Origin of the sequence: Kocuria rhizosphaericola, from assembly GCF_044462205.1 — a bacterium.
Classification (GTDB): domain Bacteria; phylum Actinomycetota; class Actinomycetes; order Actinomycetales; family Micrococcaceae; genus Kocuria; species Kocuria rhizosphaericola.
In genome coordinates this window covers 1-15,820 of sequence record NZ_JBISWK010000176.1, presented here as the reverse complement: position 1 = coordinate 15,820, position 15,820 = coordinate 1, and the positions used below count along the sequence as shown (strand labels likewise).

Sequence of the window (15,820 nt, the reverse complement as noted above, 5' to 3'; positions counted from 1 at the left end):
CGACGCCGCCCCGGGACGTCCGGGGCGGCGTCGTCGTGGGCCGGGCCGATGCGGGCTGGTCAGACGTCCTGCGGCACGGGAGCGCCCGCGGCGGGCTCGGCGCCGGCGGACCGCTCCGGGCTCTCGACCGGCTCCGGGGCCGGCTCGGCGGCCGGTTCCCCGGTCGCCGCGGCCCGCTGGGCCGCCTTCTTCAGCGGCTTGAGCTCGAGCCGGCGCTCGTGCTTGCGCTCGGTGCGGCGCTCCGTGCGCCGATCCGTGCGCCGTTCGGCCTGCTTCTCGGCCCGGCGCTCCTTCTTCAGCTCCTCGGGGGTCTTCTCGCCCGGGGCGCCGGCGGCGGGGGTGGCGGACTCCTTGAGCGGGGCCTTCTCCTTGACCGGCGCGCTGCCCGAGGCGCGCAGGCGCCGGTAGTGCTCGGCGGCCTCCTCCTGGCGCCGCGCCTCGATCCCCGTGGCGATCTCGGCCCGCAGGTGCTCCGGCTCGAGCTCGAACGCGGCCACGAGGTCCAGGGCGTGCGGGCGCAGCCGGGCGAGCAGCCGGTCGATGTACTCGTCCAGGCTGCGCCCACGGCGCATGGACAGCCGGCCGTAGGAGAGGTACCACGCGAGGTTCTTCTCGATGAGCCGCAGCCCGAAGACGTCGCGCAGCCAGGTGAGCACCCTGCGGGTGCCGGGGTCCTCGACCTGCTCCAGGCCGCGGGTGAAGGCCTCCCACTGCAGCAGCTCCGCGTGGGCGCGGGCCGTCGCGATGATCTTGTGCTGGTTGTCGTTGAATAGGGCCGCGGCCTGCGCGCGGGGGAGCTTGGCGCTGGGCCGCAGGTTCTCCGCGATCTCGGCGACCATGGTCTCCACCCGGTCCGTGAGCAGGGCGCGCTGCGCGGACTCCTCGCGCAGGGCGTTCACGGAGCGGCGTACGTCCCCGGTGTCCCGGAACGCCTGCCCGAGCTTGCGCAGCCCGGACCGGTGGTACGTGGCCTCGGTGGCCCGGCCCGCCACGTAGCGGGCCATCACGCCCATGTCGACCTGCTTGAACTCCTCCGCCCAGTCGGACAGCAGCCGCTTGGCCACGAGCTGCAGCAGCACCGTGTTGTCGCCCTCGAACGTCGCGTAGATGTCCAGGTCGTGGCGCAGCGAGGTGAGCCGGTTCCTGGTCAGGAATCCCGCGCCCCCGCAGGCCTCGCGGCACTCCTGGACGGTGTCGAGGGCGCTCCAGGTGGACAGCGCCTTCAGCGCCGCGGCGAGGGTCTCGAGGTCCTGCCGGTTCTCGTCGGTGTCCTCGCGGCCCGAGAAGACGTCGTCGTACTTGTGCAGCAGCTCCTGGTGGGCGAAGTGCATCGCGTAGGTCTCGGCCAGCCGCGGCAGCAGCCGCCGCTGGTGCTGCTGGTAGTCCATCAGCACCTCCTCCTGGATGTCGGAGGACGCGTTGAACTGGCGGCGCTCGCTGCCGTAGCGGATCGCGATGCTCAGCGCGGCCTTGTTCGCCAGCACGGCCGCGCCGTCGAGGGAGACCCGGCCCTGCACCAGGGTGCCGATCATCGTGAAGAACCGGCGGCCCGGGCTCGCGATGGGGGAGCTGTAGGTGCCGTCCGCGGCCACCGCTCCGTACTTGTCCAGCAGGTGCGTGCGCGGGACCCGCACCCGGGTGAAGTGCAGCCTCCCGTTGTCGATGCCGTTGAGTCCGCCCTTGTGGCCGTCGTCCTCGCCGCCCACACCGGGCAGGAAGTTGCCGTCCTCGTCCCGCAGGTCCACCCAGAAGGCGTGCACGCCGTGGTTCACCCCGAGCGTGACGAGCTGGGCGAAGACCACGGCCGCGCGCCCGTGCGCGGCCGCGTTGCCGAGGTAGTCCTTCCACGCCGCCTTGAAGGGCGTGTGGATCTCGAACTCCTCCGCGGCGGGGTCGTACGTCGCGGTGGTGCCGATCGAGGCGACGTCGGAGCCGTGGCCGATCTCGGTCATCGCGAACACGCCCGGGATCCGCAGGTCCCGGATGTCCGCGAGCCAGCGGCGGTGGTGCTCCGCGGTGCCGAGGTTGAGCACGGCGGAGCCGAACAGGCCCCACTGCACGCCGGCCTTGATCTGCATCGAGGGGTCCCCGAGCAGCAGCTCCTCGAAGTTCGAGACGTTGCCGCCCGGGTCGTTCTGCCCGCCGTACTCCTCGGGCAGCCCGCGGTTCATCGCGCCGTGCTCCACCAGCAGGTGCAGCTGGCCCAGCACGCGCTCGCGGTGGTCCTGGTAGGAGAGGTCCGGCTGCTGGTGCAGCCGCTCGTCGAGCAGCATCCGGCGGGTCTCGCGCCGGACCGCGGCCCAGCGCCCGAGCAGCACCTCGCCGAGGGCGGCGACGTCCACGGCGGGCGCCGGGATCCCGGCGTCGTCCGCGGCGGTGGCCCGGGCGGTGGTCGGTCGGTCGACGGTGGTGGTCATGATGGCTCCTGTCGTGGGTGACCGGCGGTGGCCGGTGCGGTCACGGGGTGTTCGTGGGCCGTGCGGGGTCCGCACCGGCCCGGGTGGTGGTCAGGTGGTCGGCTGCTCCGGAACGGGCGCGCCGGGCGGGCGCAGGCCGTCGACGGCCCAGCCCACGATCAGCTCCGTCATCCGCGCGCGGGACGGGCGCGGCGTGCCCTCGGGGGTGTTCATCCAGGCCTCGCCGGCGCCGCGCACCATGCCGATCGTGGACGCGGCCCAGTAGCTGAGCACCGGTTCCTCCAGCCGGTGCTCGACGGGGGTGTGGCGCACGTGCGCCTCCGCGAGCAGCCCGCTGACGGACTCGGTGAACTCCTGGATCAGCCAGCGCTCGCCGCCGTCCTCGGCCGGGGCGTCCTCCTTGCCGGAGCGATCGCCGCGGGCCCGCTCGGCCCGGTGGCGCTCGTGCCGGGAGCGCCCGGGATCGGGGGAGAGGGCCACGACGAAGCGGTACACCGACGCCGAGCGCTCGATGCTGAGCAGGTACTCCGCGACCATCGCCTCGACCGAGTCCTCGAAGGAGCCGGCCGCGCGGGCCGCCTCCTCGAGCCGGTCGCGCATCCGCGTCACGGTGTACTCGCCGACCGCTCGCTGCAGTCCCGCCTTGTCCCCGAAGTACCGGTAGTAGACGGACTTGGAGGTCTTGCACGCGGTTGCGATCTCCTCCATGGACGCCTGCGCGCCGAGCTCGTCCACGGCGCCGCGGGCTGTGCGGATGAGCTCGATCCTCCGCTCGGCGCGGTGCCGGGCCCAGCGGGAGGAGCGGCCGTCCGTGGCGGGCGCACCGCCCTGGGCGGCGGAGTCTGTGGCATCGACCTGTTTCACGATACCCAGAGTATCAGGTAATATCGATCGTGACGTGAGCAGCATCACAACACGACCGAGGAGTTTCCTGTGAGCGAGTCCACCCCCGAGCAGACCGTCGAGCCCACCGCCGAGCACACGACCCCCAGCGGCGCCGGGCGCACCGGCGTGGCCCGCCGCGCCGTCGTGGTCGGCGCCAACCGCATCCCCTTCGCCCGGGCGCACGGCGCCTATGCGAACGCCGGCAACCAGGACATGCTCACCGCCGCCCTCGACGGCCTGGCCGCCCGCTACGGTCTCGCCGGGGAGCGGATCGGCGAGGTCGCCGCCGGCGCCGTGCTCAAGCACCCCAAGGACTTCAACCTCACGCGCGAGTCCGTGCTCGGCTCGGTCCTGGACCCGCGCACCCCCGCCTTCGACGTGCAGCAGGCCTGCGCCACGGGCATGGAGGCCGTCTCCACGCTGGTCAACAAGATCCGGCTCGGGCAGATCGACTCGGCCGTGGCCGGCGGCGTCGACTCCGCCTCGGACGCGCCCGTGGTGGTGAGCGAGCGGTTGCGCCGGACCCTGCTCGAGCTCAACCGGGCCAAGAGCAAGCAGCAGAAGCTCAAGGCCCTCATGGGCCTGCGCCCGGCCGACCTCAAGCCGGTGGCCCCCGGCACGGGCGAGCCGCGCACGGGCCTGTCCATGGGCGAGCACCAGGCACTCACCACCGCCCGCTGGGGCATTCCCCGCGAGGCCCAGGACGAGTTCGCCGCCGCGAGCCACCAGCACCTGGCCGCCGCCTACGAGCGCGGGTTCTTCGACGACCTCGTGACCCCCTTCCGCGGCCTGTCCCGGGACAACAACCTCCGCCCGGACAGCTCCGTCGAGAAGCTCGCCGGGCTCAAGCCGGTGTTCGGGAAGTCCCTCGACGCCGAGGCCACCATGACGGCGGGCAACTCCACCCCCCTCACCGACGGCGCCTCGACCGTGCTGCTCGCCTCCGAGGACTGGGCCGCGGAGCGCTCCCTGCCCGTGCTCGCCGACGTCGTGGACGTCGAGGCGGCCGCCGTCGACTTCGTGCACGGCGACGAGGGTCTGCTGATGGCCGGCGCCTACGCCGTGCCCCGCCTGCTGGCGCGCCAGGGCCTGGCCCTCGAGGACTTCGACTTCATCGAGATCCACGAGGCCTTCGCCGCGACCGTGCTCTCGACCCTCGCCGCGTGGGAGGACGAGCAGTTCGGCCGCGAGCGGCTGGGCTTCGACGGCGCCTTCGGCACCGTGGACCGGAGCCGCCTCAACGTCACGGGCTCGTCGCTCGCGGCCGGGCACCCCTTCGCCGCGACCGGCGGGCGCATCGTGGGCACCCTCGCCAAGCTGCTGCGCGAGCGCGCCGACGAGACCGGGCGCCCCGCCCGCGGGCTCATCTCGGTCTGCGCGGCCGGCGGGCTGGGCGTGACCGCGGTCCTCGAGGCCCGCTGAGCCCACGCCCACGCCCACGGACGCCTCCGACCGACCACCACAGCAAGGACTCCACCCATGGCAGACACCTATCTCGACCTCGTCAGCTCCGGACCCGGCGGCAGGCTCGCCCGGCGGGTCGGGCTGCCCTCACCCGCCCGGCTGCGCCGCCACCGCGCCGGGGACCCGCTCGTGCCCGGCCCCGTCCTCGTGCTGGGCCGGGGGGAGGAGGCCGACCGGATCGCCGCGGCCCTGCTCGGCTGGGACCTCGACGTGCGGCGCCACCCCGACGACGTGCACCGCTTCGGGGCCGTGGTGCTGGCCCTGACCGAGCTCGCGCGGCCCGCGGACCTGGCCGAGCCCGCGCTCGGCCTCGGCGGGGTGCTGCGCTCCCTGGCACCCGGCGGCCGGGTGGTCACCGTGTCCCGGCCCGCGCCGGGCATCGGCACGGGCGCGGCCTCGGCGACGCCCGCTGCGGCGGAGCCGCTCGACCCGGCCGTCGCCGCGGCCCGCCAGGCGGTCGTCGGCCTCCTGCGCTCCACCGCGCAGGAGATGCGCGGCGGGGCCACCGCCAACGGCGTCCTGCTCGCCGAGGGCGTCGCCCCCGAGGCCCCCAGCGTGCTGGGCGCCCTGCGGTTCCTGCTCTCCGGGCGCAGCGCCTTCGTCTCCGGGCAGTTCGTGACGGTGGGCGACGACGCCGGAGCCCTGCCCGCGGACTGGGAGGCGCCCCTGCGGGGCAAGGTCGCCGCCGTCACCGGCGCGGCCCGCGGCATCGGCGCGCAGATCGCCCGCACGCTCACGGACGCCGGCGCCCGCGTCGTCGTCGTGGACGTCCCCGCCGCGGGCGAGCCCCTGGCCGCGCTCGCCAACGAGATCCACGCCGTGGCCCTCCAGCTCGACATCACGGACGAGCACGCCGGGGACCGGATCCTCGGGCTCGCCCGCGAGCGCTTCGGCCGGCTGGACGTGGTGGTGCACAACGCCGGGATCACCCGGGACAAGCTGCTGGCCAACATGGACGAGTCCCGCTGGTCCTCGGTGCTCGCCGTGAACCTCGAGTCGCAGCTGCGGATGAACGAGCAGCTCCTGGCCGGGGAGGGCCTGGGCGAGGCCCCGCGGATCGTCTCCCTCGCCTCCACGAGCGGTGTCGCGGGCAACCGCGGCCAGACCAACTACGCCGCCTCGAAGGCCGGGGTGATCGGGATGGTCGCCGCCACCGCGCCCCTGCTGGCGCGGCGCGGGGGGAGCATCAACGCGGTGGCCCCCGGGTTCATCGAGACGGAGATGACCGCCAGGATCCCGGCGGCCCGCCGCCAGGTCGCGCGCCGGCTGAACTCCCTGCAGCAGGGCGGGCTGCCGGAGGACGTGGCCCAGGCCGTGCTCTTCCTCGCCTCGGACGCCGCCGGCGGCGTCAACGGACAGACGCTGCGCGTGTGCGGCCAGAACCTGGTGGGGGCGTGAGCATGGACGGCGACCGGCACGAGCCCGTGGTCCTCGACGACGTCCCCTCCCTCGGCGGGCTCTACGCCCGCGCCGCGGCGGGCGCGGCCGGCGGACTGCTGCCGCGTGCCCTCGCCGACCGGCTGCCCGGCCGGCCGGCCGGGCGCCGCGGCGGCACCGGGGCAGCCCCGGGTGCCCTGCCCGCGGTGGCGCACGTGGTCGAGGGCGTGGTCGTCGACGCCGCCGGGCACGAGGCGTTCTGCCGCACGGTCGGCGCGCCGCTGCGGGAGGGCCCCGGCGGGACCGAGGCCTTCTCCGGGCACCTGCACGCCCTGGCGTTCCCCGTGGCCATGAGCGTGCTGACCCGCCCGGACTTCCCGCTGCCGGTCCTCGGCATGGTGCACCTGGCCAACGAGGTCGAGCACCGCGGGGCGGCAGCGGTGGGGGAGGACCTCACGGTCACCGCGCACGCCGAGCGGCTGCGCCCGCACCGCTCCGGCGCGCAGGTCGACGTCGTCGCCCGCCTCGCGCGGGAGGACGGCGAGACCGTCTGGACGGGCCGCTCCACCTACCTCGCCAAGGGCGTGCGCGTGCCCGGGACGGTCGGCGACGCCCCGCGCGAGGAGTTCGTGCCGCCGGCACCGACCGGGCACTGGCGGCTGACGGCCGGCACCGGACGGGACTACGCCGCGGTGAGCGGGGACTGGAACCCGATCCACCTCTCCGGCCCGACCGCCCGGGCGCTCGGCATGAAGAGGGCCATCGCCCACGGCATGTACTCCGCCTCGCGCGCCCTGGCGGAGGTCGGGGTGCCGTCCGGGGTGCCCTTCCGCTGGACGGTGGAGTTCGCGGCCCCGGTCCTGCTCCCCGGCACGGTCGCGGTGGCGATCACCGACGACGGACGGGGTGCGGGCTGGCGGCGCTCGGACTTCGCCGGGTGGGACCCGGGCCGCGGGCGTCCGCACTTCACCGGGACGGTCGCGCGGCTGGACGGCTGACCCGCCGCCGCGGACGGGATCGACGGTCCCGTCCGCGGCGTGGGCCACAATGGTCGGGTGAGCCCACAGCAGAGGACAGACGCGCGACCCGTCGACGCCACCGGCCAGGACCTCAATCCCGCCCCGCCCAGCGAGGACCTCAAGGAGCAGTACGCGGAGCTCGTGGACCGGGTGCGCGCGGCGCGGACCGCCTACTACGTCGAGGACGCGCCCACCATCCCGGACGCCGAGTACGACGAGCTCTACCGGCGGCTCGAGGAGATCGAGGCGCTGAACCCGGAGCTGGTGGCCAACGACTCGCCCACCCAGGAGGTCGGCGGCGAGGTCTCCGCGGCGTTCGCGCCCGTGACCCATCTCGAGCGGATGTACTCCCTCGAGGACGTCTTCTCCATCGACGAGCTCACGGCCTGGACGGAGAAGACCACCGCCTCGATCGAGGCGCTGCCGGACGCCCCCGGGTCCGCGTGGCTCACCGAGCTGAAGATCGACGGCCTGGCCGTGAACCTGCTCTACCGCGACGGCGAGCTCGTGCGGGCCGCGACCCGGGGCGACGGCACCACGGGCGAGGACGTCACGCACAACGTGCGCACCATCGCGACCATCCCCGCCGTGCTCACCGGGGAGGACGTCCCCGAGGAGGTCGAGATCCGCGGCGAGGTGTTCATCTCCTCGCGCGACTTCCGCTCCCTCAACGAGGCGATCGTGGCCGAGGGGCGCGCCCCCTTCGCCAACCCCCGCAACGCCGCGGCGGGCTCGCTGCGGCAGAAGGACCCGGAGGTCACCGCCCGGCGCCGGCTGTCCATGTACGTGCACGGGGTGGGCGCCGCCACGGGCCTGCGCGCCGACACCCAGTCCGAGGTCTACGAGCTGCTCGAGCGGTGGGGCCTTCCGGTCAGCCCCTACTACAAGGTGCTGCCGTCCACCGAGGACGTCCTCGCGTTCATCGAGGAGTTCGGCCGCCGCCGCCACGACCTCATCCACGAGATCGACGGCATCGTGGTCAAGGTCGACGACCGCCGCACCCAGTTCCGGCTCGGGCACACCTCCCGGGTGCCCCGCTGGTCCGTGGCCTACAAGTACCCGCCCGAGGAGGTGCACACGAAGCTCAAGGACATCCTGGTCAACGTGGGCCGCACCGGGCGGGTCACCCCCTTCGGGCTCATGGAGCCGGTGCGGGTCGCCGGGTCCACGGTGGAGATGGCCACGCTGCACAACCAGGACGTGGTGAAGGCGAAGGGCGTGCTCATCGGCGACACCGTGGTGCTGCGCAAGGCGGGGGACGTGATCCCCGAGATCGTGGGCCCCGTGGTGGCGCTGCGGGACGGCACGGAGCGCGAGTTCGTGATGCCCACCCACTGCCCGTCCTGCGGCACGGAGCTGCGCCCGGCGAAGGAGGGCGACGTCGACATCCGCTGCCCCAACGCCCGCAGCTGCCCGTCCCAGCTGCGGGAGCGGGTCTTCCACGCCGCCGGCCGCGGCGCGTTCGACATCGAGGCCCTCGGCTACGAGGCCGCCCTCGCCCTGACCCGGCCCGACGAGCCGGAGGTCCCGCCGCTGACCAGCGAGGCGCACCTCTTCGACCTCACGCCCGAGGACCTGCGCGAGGTCCGGATCCGGCGGGAGAAGAGGTCTCGCGGGACGCCCACGGGCGAGACGGAGCTCGTGCCGTACTTCTGGACGAAGGGCACGGACAAGAAGCCGTCCGAGCCCACGGCCACCACCCGCAAACTGTTCGAGGAGCTCGAGAAGGCCAAGGCGCAGCCGCTGTGGCGGGTGCTCGTGGCCCTGTCCGTCCGGCACGTGGGCCCGACCGCGGCCCGGTCCCTGGCCACCGCCTTCGGCTCGCTGCCGGCCATCCGGGACGCCGACGAGGAGACGCTGGCCCAGGCCGACGGCGTGGGGCCCGTGATCGCCGCGGCCCTCACCGAGTGGTTCGCCGAGCCGTGGCGCCGCGAGATCGTGGAGCGCTGGGCGGCGGCCGGCGTGCGCATGGAGGACGAGGTGGACGAGTCCGTGCCCCGGACCCTCGAGGGCACCACCGTGGTGATCACCGGAACCCTCGAGCGCTTCAGCCGGGACTCCGCGAAGGAGGCGGTGCTGGTCCGTGGTGGGAAGGCCTCGGGCTCCGTGTCGAAGAAGACGCACTTCCTGGTGGCGGGCGAGAACGCCGGCACCAAGCTGGACAAGGCCGAGCAGCTCGGCGTGCCCGTGCTCGACGAGGCGGGGTTCGAACGGCTCCTCGCCGAGGGGCCGGACGCCTTCGCCGGTGCGGCCGAGGGCACGGAGGGCAGCACCGTGGACAGGACGGGAATCAGCACGGACGACGGGGACGGGGCCTGAGCATGGGACGGCACGACGACGCGCTCGAGGGCCTCGGCCCCACCGGCGCCCATCTGGAGGAGCTGCTGGAGTTGGCCCTGGCGGCCGCCGAGGCCGGGGCGGAGGTCCTGCGGGGCCGCGACGCCGAGCGGCTCGGCGTCACCGGCAAGTCCGGGGAGGGCGACTGGGTCACCCGCTTCGACGTCGCCGCCGAGCAGGCCGTGCTGCGCACGATCCTGGACCGCCGGCCGCACGACACCGTCACCGGCGAGGAGTCGGGCACGCACCGGCCGGAGCACCCCTCCGGGATCCGCTGGTCGGTGGACCCGCTCGACGGCACCACCAACTTCATCCGCGGCATCGTCTACTACTGCACGTCCGTGGCCGCCGCCGACGCCGAGGGCAACTGGCTCGTGGGCGCCGTCAACGCCCCGGCCCTGCGCCGCACCTGGTTCGCGGTGCGCGGGGCCGGCGCGTGGGTCGAGTCGGACGGGACGTCCCGCCGGCTCGCGGGTCCCGTGCCGGAGCGGCCGGGGCGCATCTACGGCACCGGCTTCTCGTTCGACGCCGCCCGGCGCGAGCGCCAGATCCCGGGCTTCCTCACCACCATGCGGCAGTACGCGGATCTGCGGCGCCTGGGCTCGGCGGCCCTCGACCTGTGCATGGTCGCGGACGGCACGCTGGACGGCTACGGCGAGCAGGGCCTGCACGAGCACGACTGGGCCGCCGGCGCGCTCATCGCGGAGGAGGCCGGCGCGCTCGTGACCCGGCCGGAGCTGCCCTCCCCGGCGGCGGGCGAGGTGCCGGCCGAGGAACGGCTCGCGGCCTGGGTCACCGCGCGCGAGCGCGGGATCCCGGGCTGAGCGCGGGGCGGTGCGCCTCCCGCCGCCGGTGTGAGATGCCTCTCGTAACTTGACCGAGACCAAAAAGTTGCCATAGCGTGATCTATGAAGCGTTCTTCCCGAGGGCATGCCCTCCGCTTCCGGAACGAGGAGTTCCTCCCGCCGGTCTCGATCGCGGACCGGCACCCCGCACCGTCCCGACGTGTGATACCTCACGTCGGCCCGGAAGGGGTAGCGCAATGAAAATCGTTACGCTATCGTAATCAACAGCTTCCCCGAGGATTCCTCCGGGGATCCGGTGTGCCTGGAGTCCTGATCCCGGCGCGCCACCAGAACATGCTAGGTGCTGCCGTAACACCGCACGTCGTCTAAAGGGCAGACACCTGTAAGCACTTACCCAACAACACCTTGACGGGTAGACGACGGCGCGAAGACATCCGGGGACGGAAACGAGCGCAGGTGGCCCCAGGGAGCATCATGACCAACGCTTTCGCTGTTCGTCGCAACGTCCGTCGCGGTGCCGCCGCTCTGATCCTCGGCGGAACCGCCGTGGGCGCCATGGCCCTCCCGGCCAACGCCGCCCCCGCTTCCACCTGGGACGCCCTCGCCGAGTGCGAGTCGGGTGGCGCCTGGGACACCGCCACTGGCAACGGCTTCTCCGGTGGCCTGCAGTTCACCCCCTCCACCTGGGCCGCCTTCGGTGGCTCCGGCGCCCCGCAGGACGCCTCCCGTGAGCAGCAGATCGCCGTGGCCGAGAACGTTCTCGACGGCCAGGGCTGGGGCGCATGGCCCGCCTGCTCCGCGAAGCTGGGCCTCTCCGGCTCCGCCGCCCCCTCCGCCAACCCGATGGGTTCCGCGTCCGTGACCCCGCAGTCCGTCGAGGCCCCGGCCCCGGTGGCTGCCCCGGCCCCGGCTCCCGTCGCCGCCCCGGCCCCGGCTCCCGTCGCTGCCCCGGCCCCGGCCGCCGCCCCCGCCCCGGTCGTCGAGTACGTGGCCCCGGCCGCCTCCGTGGCCCCGGCCTCCGTGTCCGCCGAGACCTACACCGTGGTCGAGGGCGACACCCTCGGCTCGATCGCCGACAAGCTCGGCATCGAGAACTGGGAGGACCTGTACGCCGCGAACGCGGACATCATCGCCGACCCGAACCTGATCTTCCCCGGTCAGGTGCTGACCATCCCCGCCTGATCCCCACCGGATCGGCACTGCGCGGCCGCGCCGCGCGACAGCACGCCGAAGGGCCCCTCCGACCGGAGGGGCCCTTCGGCGTGCCCGGAGACCGCCGGGGGCGGCGCGGCGGTGCGATCAGGTCCACAGCCACGGGTCGGCGGGCTCGGTCGTGACGTCGCCGAAGCTCACGGAGCGCTCCGCGCCCTTGACCCGGTAGGGCTGGATCACCATCAGGGACTCGCCCTCCCGGTGCTGGGTCTCCACGGCCACGGCGGTCTGCCCGGACCGGTCCGGGAGGGTCACGGGGAAGGCGACCGCGGCGCAGAGGACCTCGTCCCGCAGCTCCACCGCCCTCGCCCGCAGAGCCTCCAGGGCGGCGTCGGGGCCCAGCTCCTCCGCCTGCTCGGCGGGCAGGCTGTCGAGCTCGTACTCACCGTCCTTGCGGGCGGTCACGAGGAAGGCGGGGAACGCCCCGTGCTGGCCCAGCTGCTGCTCGGCCACGGCCTGGACGTGGGCCATGACCGTGTCGATCGTCGCGGCGGCGTCCTTGCTGACCCGCTGGCGCCACGCGTTGGCGGCATCCGTCGCGGACGTCGCGCGCGCGGCCTTGCCGGGCCGGGCGCCGGGGCGCCGGGTCTTGGCGCCGCGGTCCTTCTTCGTGCGGGCGGGGGTGCTCTTGGCCATGTCCGGGTGCTCCTGTGTGGTGGGCGTGCGTGCTCCCAGGGTATGCCCCTCGAGGGGGCTCCCACCCGCACGGGCGGGCGGCGCCGCGCGGCTAGACTGGACCGGAAACCACCCCCGATCACGAGCAGGAGTGCGCATGTCTGCGATCACCCGCGAGCAGGTCGCCCACCTGGCGAAGCTCGCGCACATCGAGATGACCGAGGAGGAGCTGCGGTCCATGGCCGAGGAGCTCGACCTCGTCGTCGACTCCGTCGCGTCCGTCAGCGAGGCCGCCGGACCGGACGTCCCGGCCACCAGCCACCCCATCCCGCTGCAGAACGTCTTCCGCGAGGACGTCGTGGGGGACACCCTCACCGCCGAGGAGTCGCTGCGCAACGCGCCGGACGCCGCGGAGGGCAAGTTCAAGGTGCCCGCGATCCTGGACGAGGAGTAGCCGCATGACCAGCACCAGTTCCCCCGAGGGCCTCGTCGGCCTCTCCGCCGCAGAGCTCGCCCGCCGGCTCGCCGCCGGCGAGGTCACCTCCGTCGACGCCGTCCAGGCCCACCTGGACCGCATCCGGGAGACCGACGGCGTCCCCGCCGACCCCGCCGACCGCAGCCGCGGCAAGACCGGGCTCAACGCCTTCCTGCACGTCAACGCCGAGGAGGCGCTGTCCGTGGCCGCCGAGGTGGACGCCGCGCGCGCCCGCGGCGAGGAGCTGCCCGAGCTCGCCGGCGTGCCGATCGCGGTCAAGGACCTCATCGTCACCAAGGGGCAGCCCACCACCGCCGCGTCGCGGATGCTCGAGGGCTGGATGAGCCCGTACGACGCCACCGTGACCCGGAAGCTGCGCGCCGCCCGGATGCCGATGCTGGGAAAGACCAACCTCGACGAGTTCGCGATGGGCTCCTCCAACGAGCACTCCGCCTTCGGCGACACCCGCAACCCGTGGGACCTGTCCCGGATCCCGGGCGGGTCCGGCGGCGGGTCCGCCACGGCCGTGACCGCGTTCCAGGCGCCGCTGGCCCTGGGCACGGACACCGGCGGATCCATCCGCCAGCCCGCGGCCCTGACCGGTTCGGTGGGCGTCAAGCCGACCTACGGAGGGGTCTCGCGCTACGGCGTGATCGCCATGGCCTCCTCGCTCGACCAGGTGGGCCCCGTGACGCGCACGGTGCTCGACGCCGCGCTGCTGCACGAGGTGATCGGCGGGCACGACCCGCAGGACTCCACGTCCCTGCCGGACCCGGTCGGCGACTTCGCCGCCCAGGCCCGGGCCGGCGCCGCCGAGGGCGGTCTGGCGGGCCTGCGCGTGGGCGTCGTCAAGGAGCTCACGGGCGAGGGCTTCCAGCCCGGCGTCCAGCAGCGCTTCGAGGAGGCCGTGGAGCTGCTGCGCTCCGCGGGCGCCGAGATCGTGGAGGTACCCACCCCGAACTTCAAGTACGCCCTGGGCGCCTACTACCTGATCATGTCCTCGGAGGTGTCCTCGAACCTCGCCAAGTACGACGGCGTGCGCTTCGGCCACCGCGTGCTGCCCGAGGACGGGCCGCTGACCATCGAGCGCGTGATGGGCTCGACGCGGGCCGCGGGCTTCGGCGCGGAGGTCAAGCGCCGCATCATCCTGGGCACCTACGCCCTGTCCGCCGGCTACTACGACGCCTACTACGGCTCGGCGCAGAAGGTCCGCACCCTCGTGCAGCGCGACTTCGCCGCCGCCTTCGAGCAGGTGGACGTGCTGGTCTCCCCGACGGCCCCGACCACCGCGTTCGAGCGCGGCGCCGTGGACGAGTCCGCCGACCCCATGCAGATGTACCTCAACGACATCGCCACCATCCCCACCAACCTGGCCGGGGTCCCCGCGATCTCCGTGCCCGGCGGCCTCGCGCCCGAGGACGGGCTGCCCGTGGGCATCCAGTTCATGGCCCCGGCCCGCGAGGACGCCCGGCTCTACCGCGCCGGCGCCGGCCTGGAGGCCCTGCTCGAGCAGCGCTGGGGCGGACCGCTCCTGCAGGAGCTTCCGGACACCGCCGCCCTCGTCCGGGGCCTGGCCGGCACCGCCGCCGCGTCCGATCCGTCCGCACCCGTCCGGGGAGGAGCCCGCTGATGAACCGGAGCACCGAAGAGGTCCTGTCCTTCGACGAGGCCATGGAGAAGTTCGACCCCGTGCTGGGCTTCGAGGTCCACGTGGAGCTCAACACCCGGACCAAGATGTTCGACGCCGCCCCCAACGTCTTCGGGGACGAGCCGAACACCAACGTCACCCCGGTCTCGCTGGGCCTGCCCGGGGTGCTCCCCGTGGTGAACCGGCTGGCCGTGGAGTCGGCCATCAAGCTCGGTCTCGCCCTGGGCTGCGAGATCCGCCCGGTCTCCCACTTCGCCCGGAAGAACTACTTCTACCCGGACACCCCCAAGAACTTCCAGACCTCCCAGTACGACGAGCCGATCGCCGAGAACGGCTCCGTCGACGTCGAGCTGGCGGACGGGACCGTGTTCACGGTGGAGATCGAGCGCGCCCACATGGAGGAGGACGCCGGGAAGCTCACGCACATGGGCGGCGCCGCCGGCCGCATCCAGGGCGCGGACTTCTCCCTGGTCGACTACAACCGCGCCGGGGTCCCGCTCATCGAGATCGTGACGAAGCCCATCGTGGGCGCCGGCTCCCGCGCCCCGGAGCTGGCCCGCGTCTACGTGGCCATGATCCGGGAGATCGTGAAGAACCTCGGGATCTCGGACGCGAAGATGGAGCGCGGCAACGTCCGCTGCGACGCCAACGTGTCCCTCATGCCCAAGGGCGGCGCCACGTTCGGCACCCGCTCCGAGACCAAGAACGTGAACTCGCTGCGCGCCGTGGAGCGCGCCGTGCGCTTCGAGATCCAGCGCCACGCGGCGGTCCTGGACTCCGGCGGCACGATCGTGCAGGAGACCCGGCACTGGCACGAGGACACCCGCTCCACCACGAGCGGGCGCCCCAAGTCCGACGCCGACGACTACCGCTACTTCCCGGAGCCCGACCTCGTGCCGGTCGTGACCGACCACGAGTGGATCGAGCGGCTGCGGGCCGAGCTGCCCGAGCCCCCGGCCGAGCGCCGGAAGCGGCTCAAGACGGACTGGGGGTTCTCCGACGAGGAGTTCCGCGACGTCGTCAACGCGGGGGTCCTCGACGAGATCGAGCAGACCGTCGCCGCCGGCGCCGCCCCGGCCGTGGCCCGCAAGTGGTGGATGGGCGAGATCGCCCGCCTGGCCAAGCAGCAGGAGGCGGAGATCGCCGAGCTCGGCGTCACCCCGGAGCACGTCGTCGAGCTCAACGGGCTCATCGACGCCGGCAAGATCAACGACAAGCTCGCCAAGAAGGTCCTGTCCCACGTCCTGGACGGCGAGGGCTCGCCCGCGGAGGTCGTCGAGCGGCGCGGCCTGGCGGTGGTCTCCGACGACTCCGTGCTGACCGCGGCGATCGACGACGCCATGGCGCAGATGCCCGACGTCGTGGCGAAGGTGCAGGCCGGCAAGGTCCAGGCCGTGGGCGCCCTCATCGGCCCGGTCATGAAGGCCACCCGCGGCCAGGCCGACGCCGGCCGGGTGCGCGAGCTGATCCTGGAGAAGCTCGGCGTCCAGGGCTGACCCGCGTCCGCCCACCGCGAGGGGCCGCGACCGGCCCGGGGTCCACGAGGGCTCCGGCCGGGAGCGGCC

At 73.9% G+C, this 15,820-nt stretch carries 12 protein-coding genes; 9 read left to right on the top strand and 3 right to left on the bottom strand.

The genetic code is table 11. From position 1 onward, the window contains the following. Positions 1 to 59: 59 nt before the first annotated feature. Both ACH9D2_RS17965 and ACH9D2_RS17960 read right to left on the bottom strand, forming a co-directional pair. Positions 60 to 2,417, bottom strand: a complete 2,358-nt coding sequence (locus ACH9D2_RS17965) for an acyl-CoA dehydrogenase family protein (RefSeq protein ID WP_396364191.1) — start codon at positions 2,415 to 2,417, stop codon at positions 60 to 62. A gap of 90 nt (positions 2,418 to 2,507) precedes the next feature. Further along, positions 2,508 to 3,281, bottom strand: coding sequence for a TetR/AcrR family transcriptional regulator (locus tag ACH9D2_RS17960; RefSeq protein ID WP_396364190.1), 774 nt, complete (start codon positions 3,279 to 3,281; stop codon positions 2,508 to 2,510). A 69-nt stretch (positions 3,282 to 3,350) separates the two neighbouring features. On the opposite strand from ACH9D2_RS17960, the gene ACH9D2_RS17955 reads away from it, so the two are divergent. The 6 genes from ACH9D2_RS17955 to ACH9D2_RS17930 all read left to right on the top strand — a co-directional run bounded on the left by ACH9D2_RS17955 (position 3,351) and on the right by ACH9D2_RS17930 (position 11,487). Further along, positions 3,351 to 4,724, top strand: a complete 1,374-nt coding sequence (locus ACH9D2_RS17955) for an acetyl-CoA C-acetyltransferase (protein WP_396364189.1) — start codon at positions 3,351 to 3,353, stop codon at positions 4,722 to 4,724. A 57-nt stretch (positions 4,725 to 4,781) separates the two neighbouring features. After that, a complete protein-coding gene (locus ACH9D2_RS17950; RefSeq protein WP_396364188.1) occupies positions 4,782 to 6,164 on the top strand; it encodes a 3-oxoacyl-ACP reductase in 1,383 nt (460 codons plus the stop codon). 2 nt (positions 6,165 to 6,166) lie between these two features. Continuing rightward, positions 6,167 to 7,141, top strand: coding sequence for a MaoC family dehydratase (locus ACH9D2_RS17945; RefSeq protein WP_396364192.1), 975 nt, complete (start codon positions 6,167 to 6,169; stop codon positions 7,139 to 7,141). A gap of 57 nt (positions 7,142 to 7,198) precedes the next feature. Further along, the gene (ligA, locus tag ACH9D2_RS17940) at positions 7,199 to 9,481 is read left to right on the top strand and encodes an NAD-dependent DNA ligase LigA (protein ID WP_396364187.1); all 2,283 of its coding nucleotides are present in this window, start codon (positions 7,199 to 7,201) and stop codon (positions 9,479 to 9,481) included. A gap of 2 nt (positions 9,482 to 9,483) precedes the next feature. Continuing rightward, positions 9,484 to 10,323: an inositol monophosphatase family protein gene (locus ACH9D2_RS17935; RefSeq protein ID WP_396364186.1), complete on the top strand. Its 840-nt coding sequence runs from the start codon at positions 9,484 to 9,486 to the stop codon at positions 10,321 to 10,323. Between the two features lie 456 nt (positions 10,324 to 10,779). Continuing rightward, complete coding sequence (locus tag ACH9D2_RS17930) at positions 10,780 to 11,487, top strand: LysM peptidoglycan-binding domain-containing protein (protein ID WP_396364184.1); 708 nt, start codon at positions 10,780 to 10,782, stop codon at positions 11,485 to 11,487. Between the two features lie 117 nt (positions 11,488 to 11,604). Here the strand turns inward: ACH9D2_RS17930 and ACH9D2_RS17925 are convergent, their stop codons facing one another. Further along, entirely contained in the window at positions 11,605 to 12,153 is a 549-nt protein-coding gene (locus ACH9D2_RS17925; RefSeq protein ID WP_396364183.1) for a hypothetical protein, read from the bottom strand. A gap of 136 nt (positions 12,154 to 12,289) precedes the next feature. On the opposite strand from ACH9D2_RS17925, the gene gatC reads away from it, so the two are divergent. Genes gatC through gatB form a run of 3 tightly spaced genes read left to right on the top strand, consistent with a single transcriptional unit; the run spans position 12,290 to position 15,751 of the window. Beyond that, positions 12,290 to 12,586, top strand: coding sequence for an Asp-tRNA(Asn)/Glu-tRNA(Gln) amidotransferase subunit GatC (gatC, locus tag ACH9D2_RS17920; RefSeq protein WP_396364182.1), 297 nt, complete (start codon positions 12,290 to 12,292; stop codon positions 12,584 to 12,586). Positions 12,587 to 12,590: 4 nt separating this feature from the next. Continuing rightward, positions 12,591 to 14,237 (top strand): Asp-tRNA(Asn)/Glu-tRNA(Gln) amidotransferase subunit GatA, encoded by a 1,647-nt coding sequence (gene gatA, locus ACH9D2_RS17915; RefSeq protein ID WP_396364181.1) that lies wholly within the window; start codon positions 12,591 to 12,593, stop codon positions 14,235 to 14,237. Continuing rightward, positions 14,237 to 15,751: an Asp-tRNA(Asn)/Glu-tRNA(Gln) amidotransferase subunit GatB gene (gene gatB, locus ACH9D2_RS17910; protein ID WP_396364180.1), complete on the top strand. Its 1,515-nt coding sequence runs from the start codon at positions 14,237 to 14,239 to the stop codon at positions 15,749 to 15,751. The genes gatA and gatB overlap by 1 nt, the downstream gene beginning before the upstream one ends. Positions 15,752 to 15,820 lie beyond the last annotated feature (69 nt).

Excerpts from the sequence above, each read along its gene's own strand:
- ACH9D2_RS17935 (WP_396364186.1), top strand. The coding sequence starts at position 9,484 with ATGGGACGGCACGACGACGCGCTCGAGGGCCTCGGCCCCACCGGCGCC.
- ACH9D2_RS17950 (WP_396364188.1), top strand. The coding sequence starts at position 4,782 with ATGGCAGACACCTATCTCGACCTCGTCAGCTCCGGACCCGGCGGCAGG.
- ACH9D2_RS17925 (WP_396364183.1), bottom strand. The coding sequence starts at position 12,153 with ATGGCCAAGAGCACCCCCGCCCGCACGAAGAAGGACCGCGGCGCCAAG.
- ACH9D2_RS17930 (WP_396364184.1), top strand. The coding sequence starts at position 10,780 with ATGACCAACGCTTTCGCTGTTCGTCGCAACGTCCGTCGCGGTGCCGCC.
- gatC (WP_396364182.1), top strand. The coding sequence starts at position 12,290 with ATGTCTGCGATCACCCGCGAGCAGGTCGCCCACCTGGCGAAGCTCGCG.
- gatA (WP_396364181.1), top strand. The coding sequence starts at position 12,591 with ATGACCAGCACCAGTTCCCCCGAGGGCCTCGTCGGCCTCTCCGCCGCA.
- gatB (WP_396364180.1), top strand. The coding sequence starts at position 14,237 with ATGAACCGGAGCACCGAAGAGGTCCTGTCCTTCGACGAGGCCATGGAG.
- ACH9D2_RS17945 (WP_396364192.1), top strand. The coding sequence starts at position 6,167 with ATGGACGGCGACCGGCACGAGCCCGTGGTCCTCGACGACGTCCCCTCC.
- ACH9D2_RS17965 (WP_396364191.1), bottom strand. The coding sequence starts at position 2,417 with ATGACCACCACCGTCGACCGACCGACCACCGCCCGGGCCACCGCCGCG.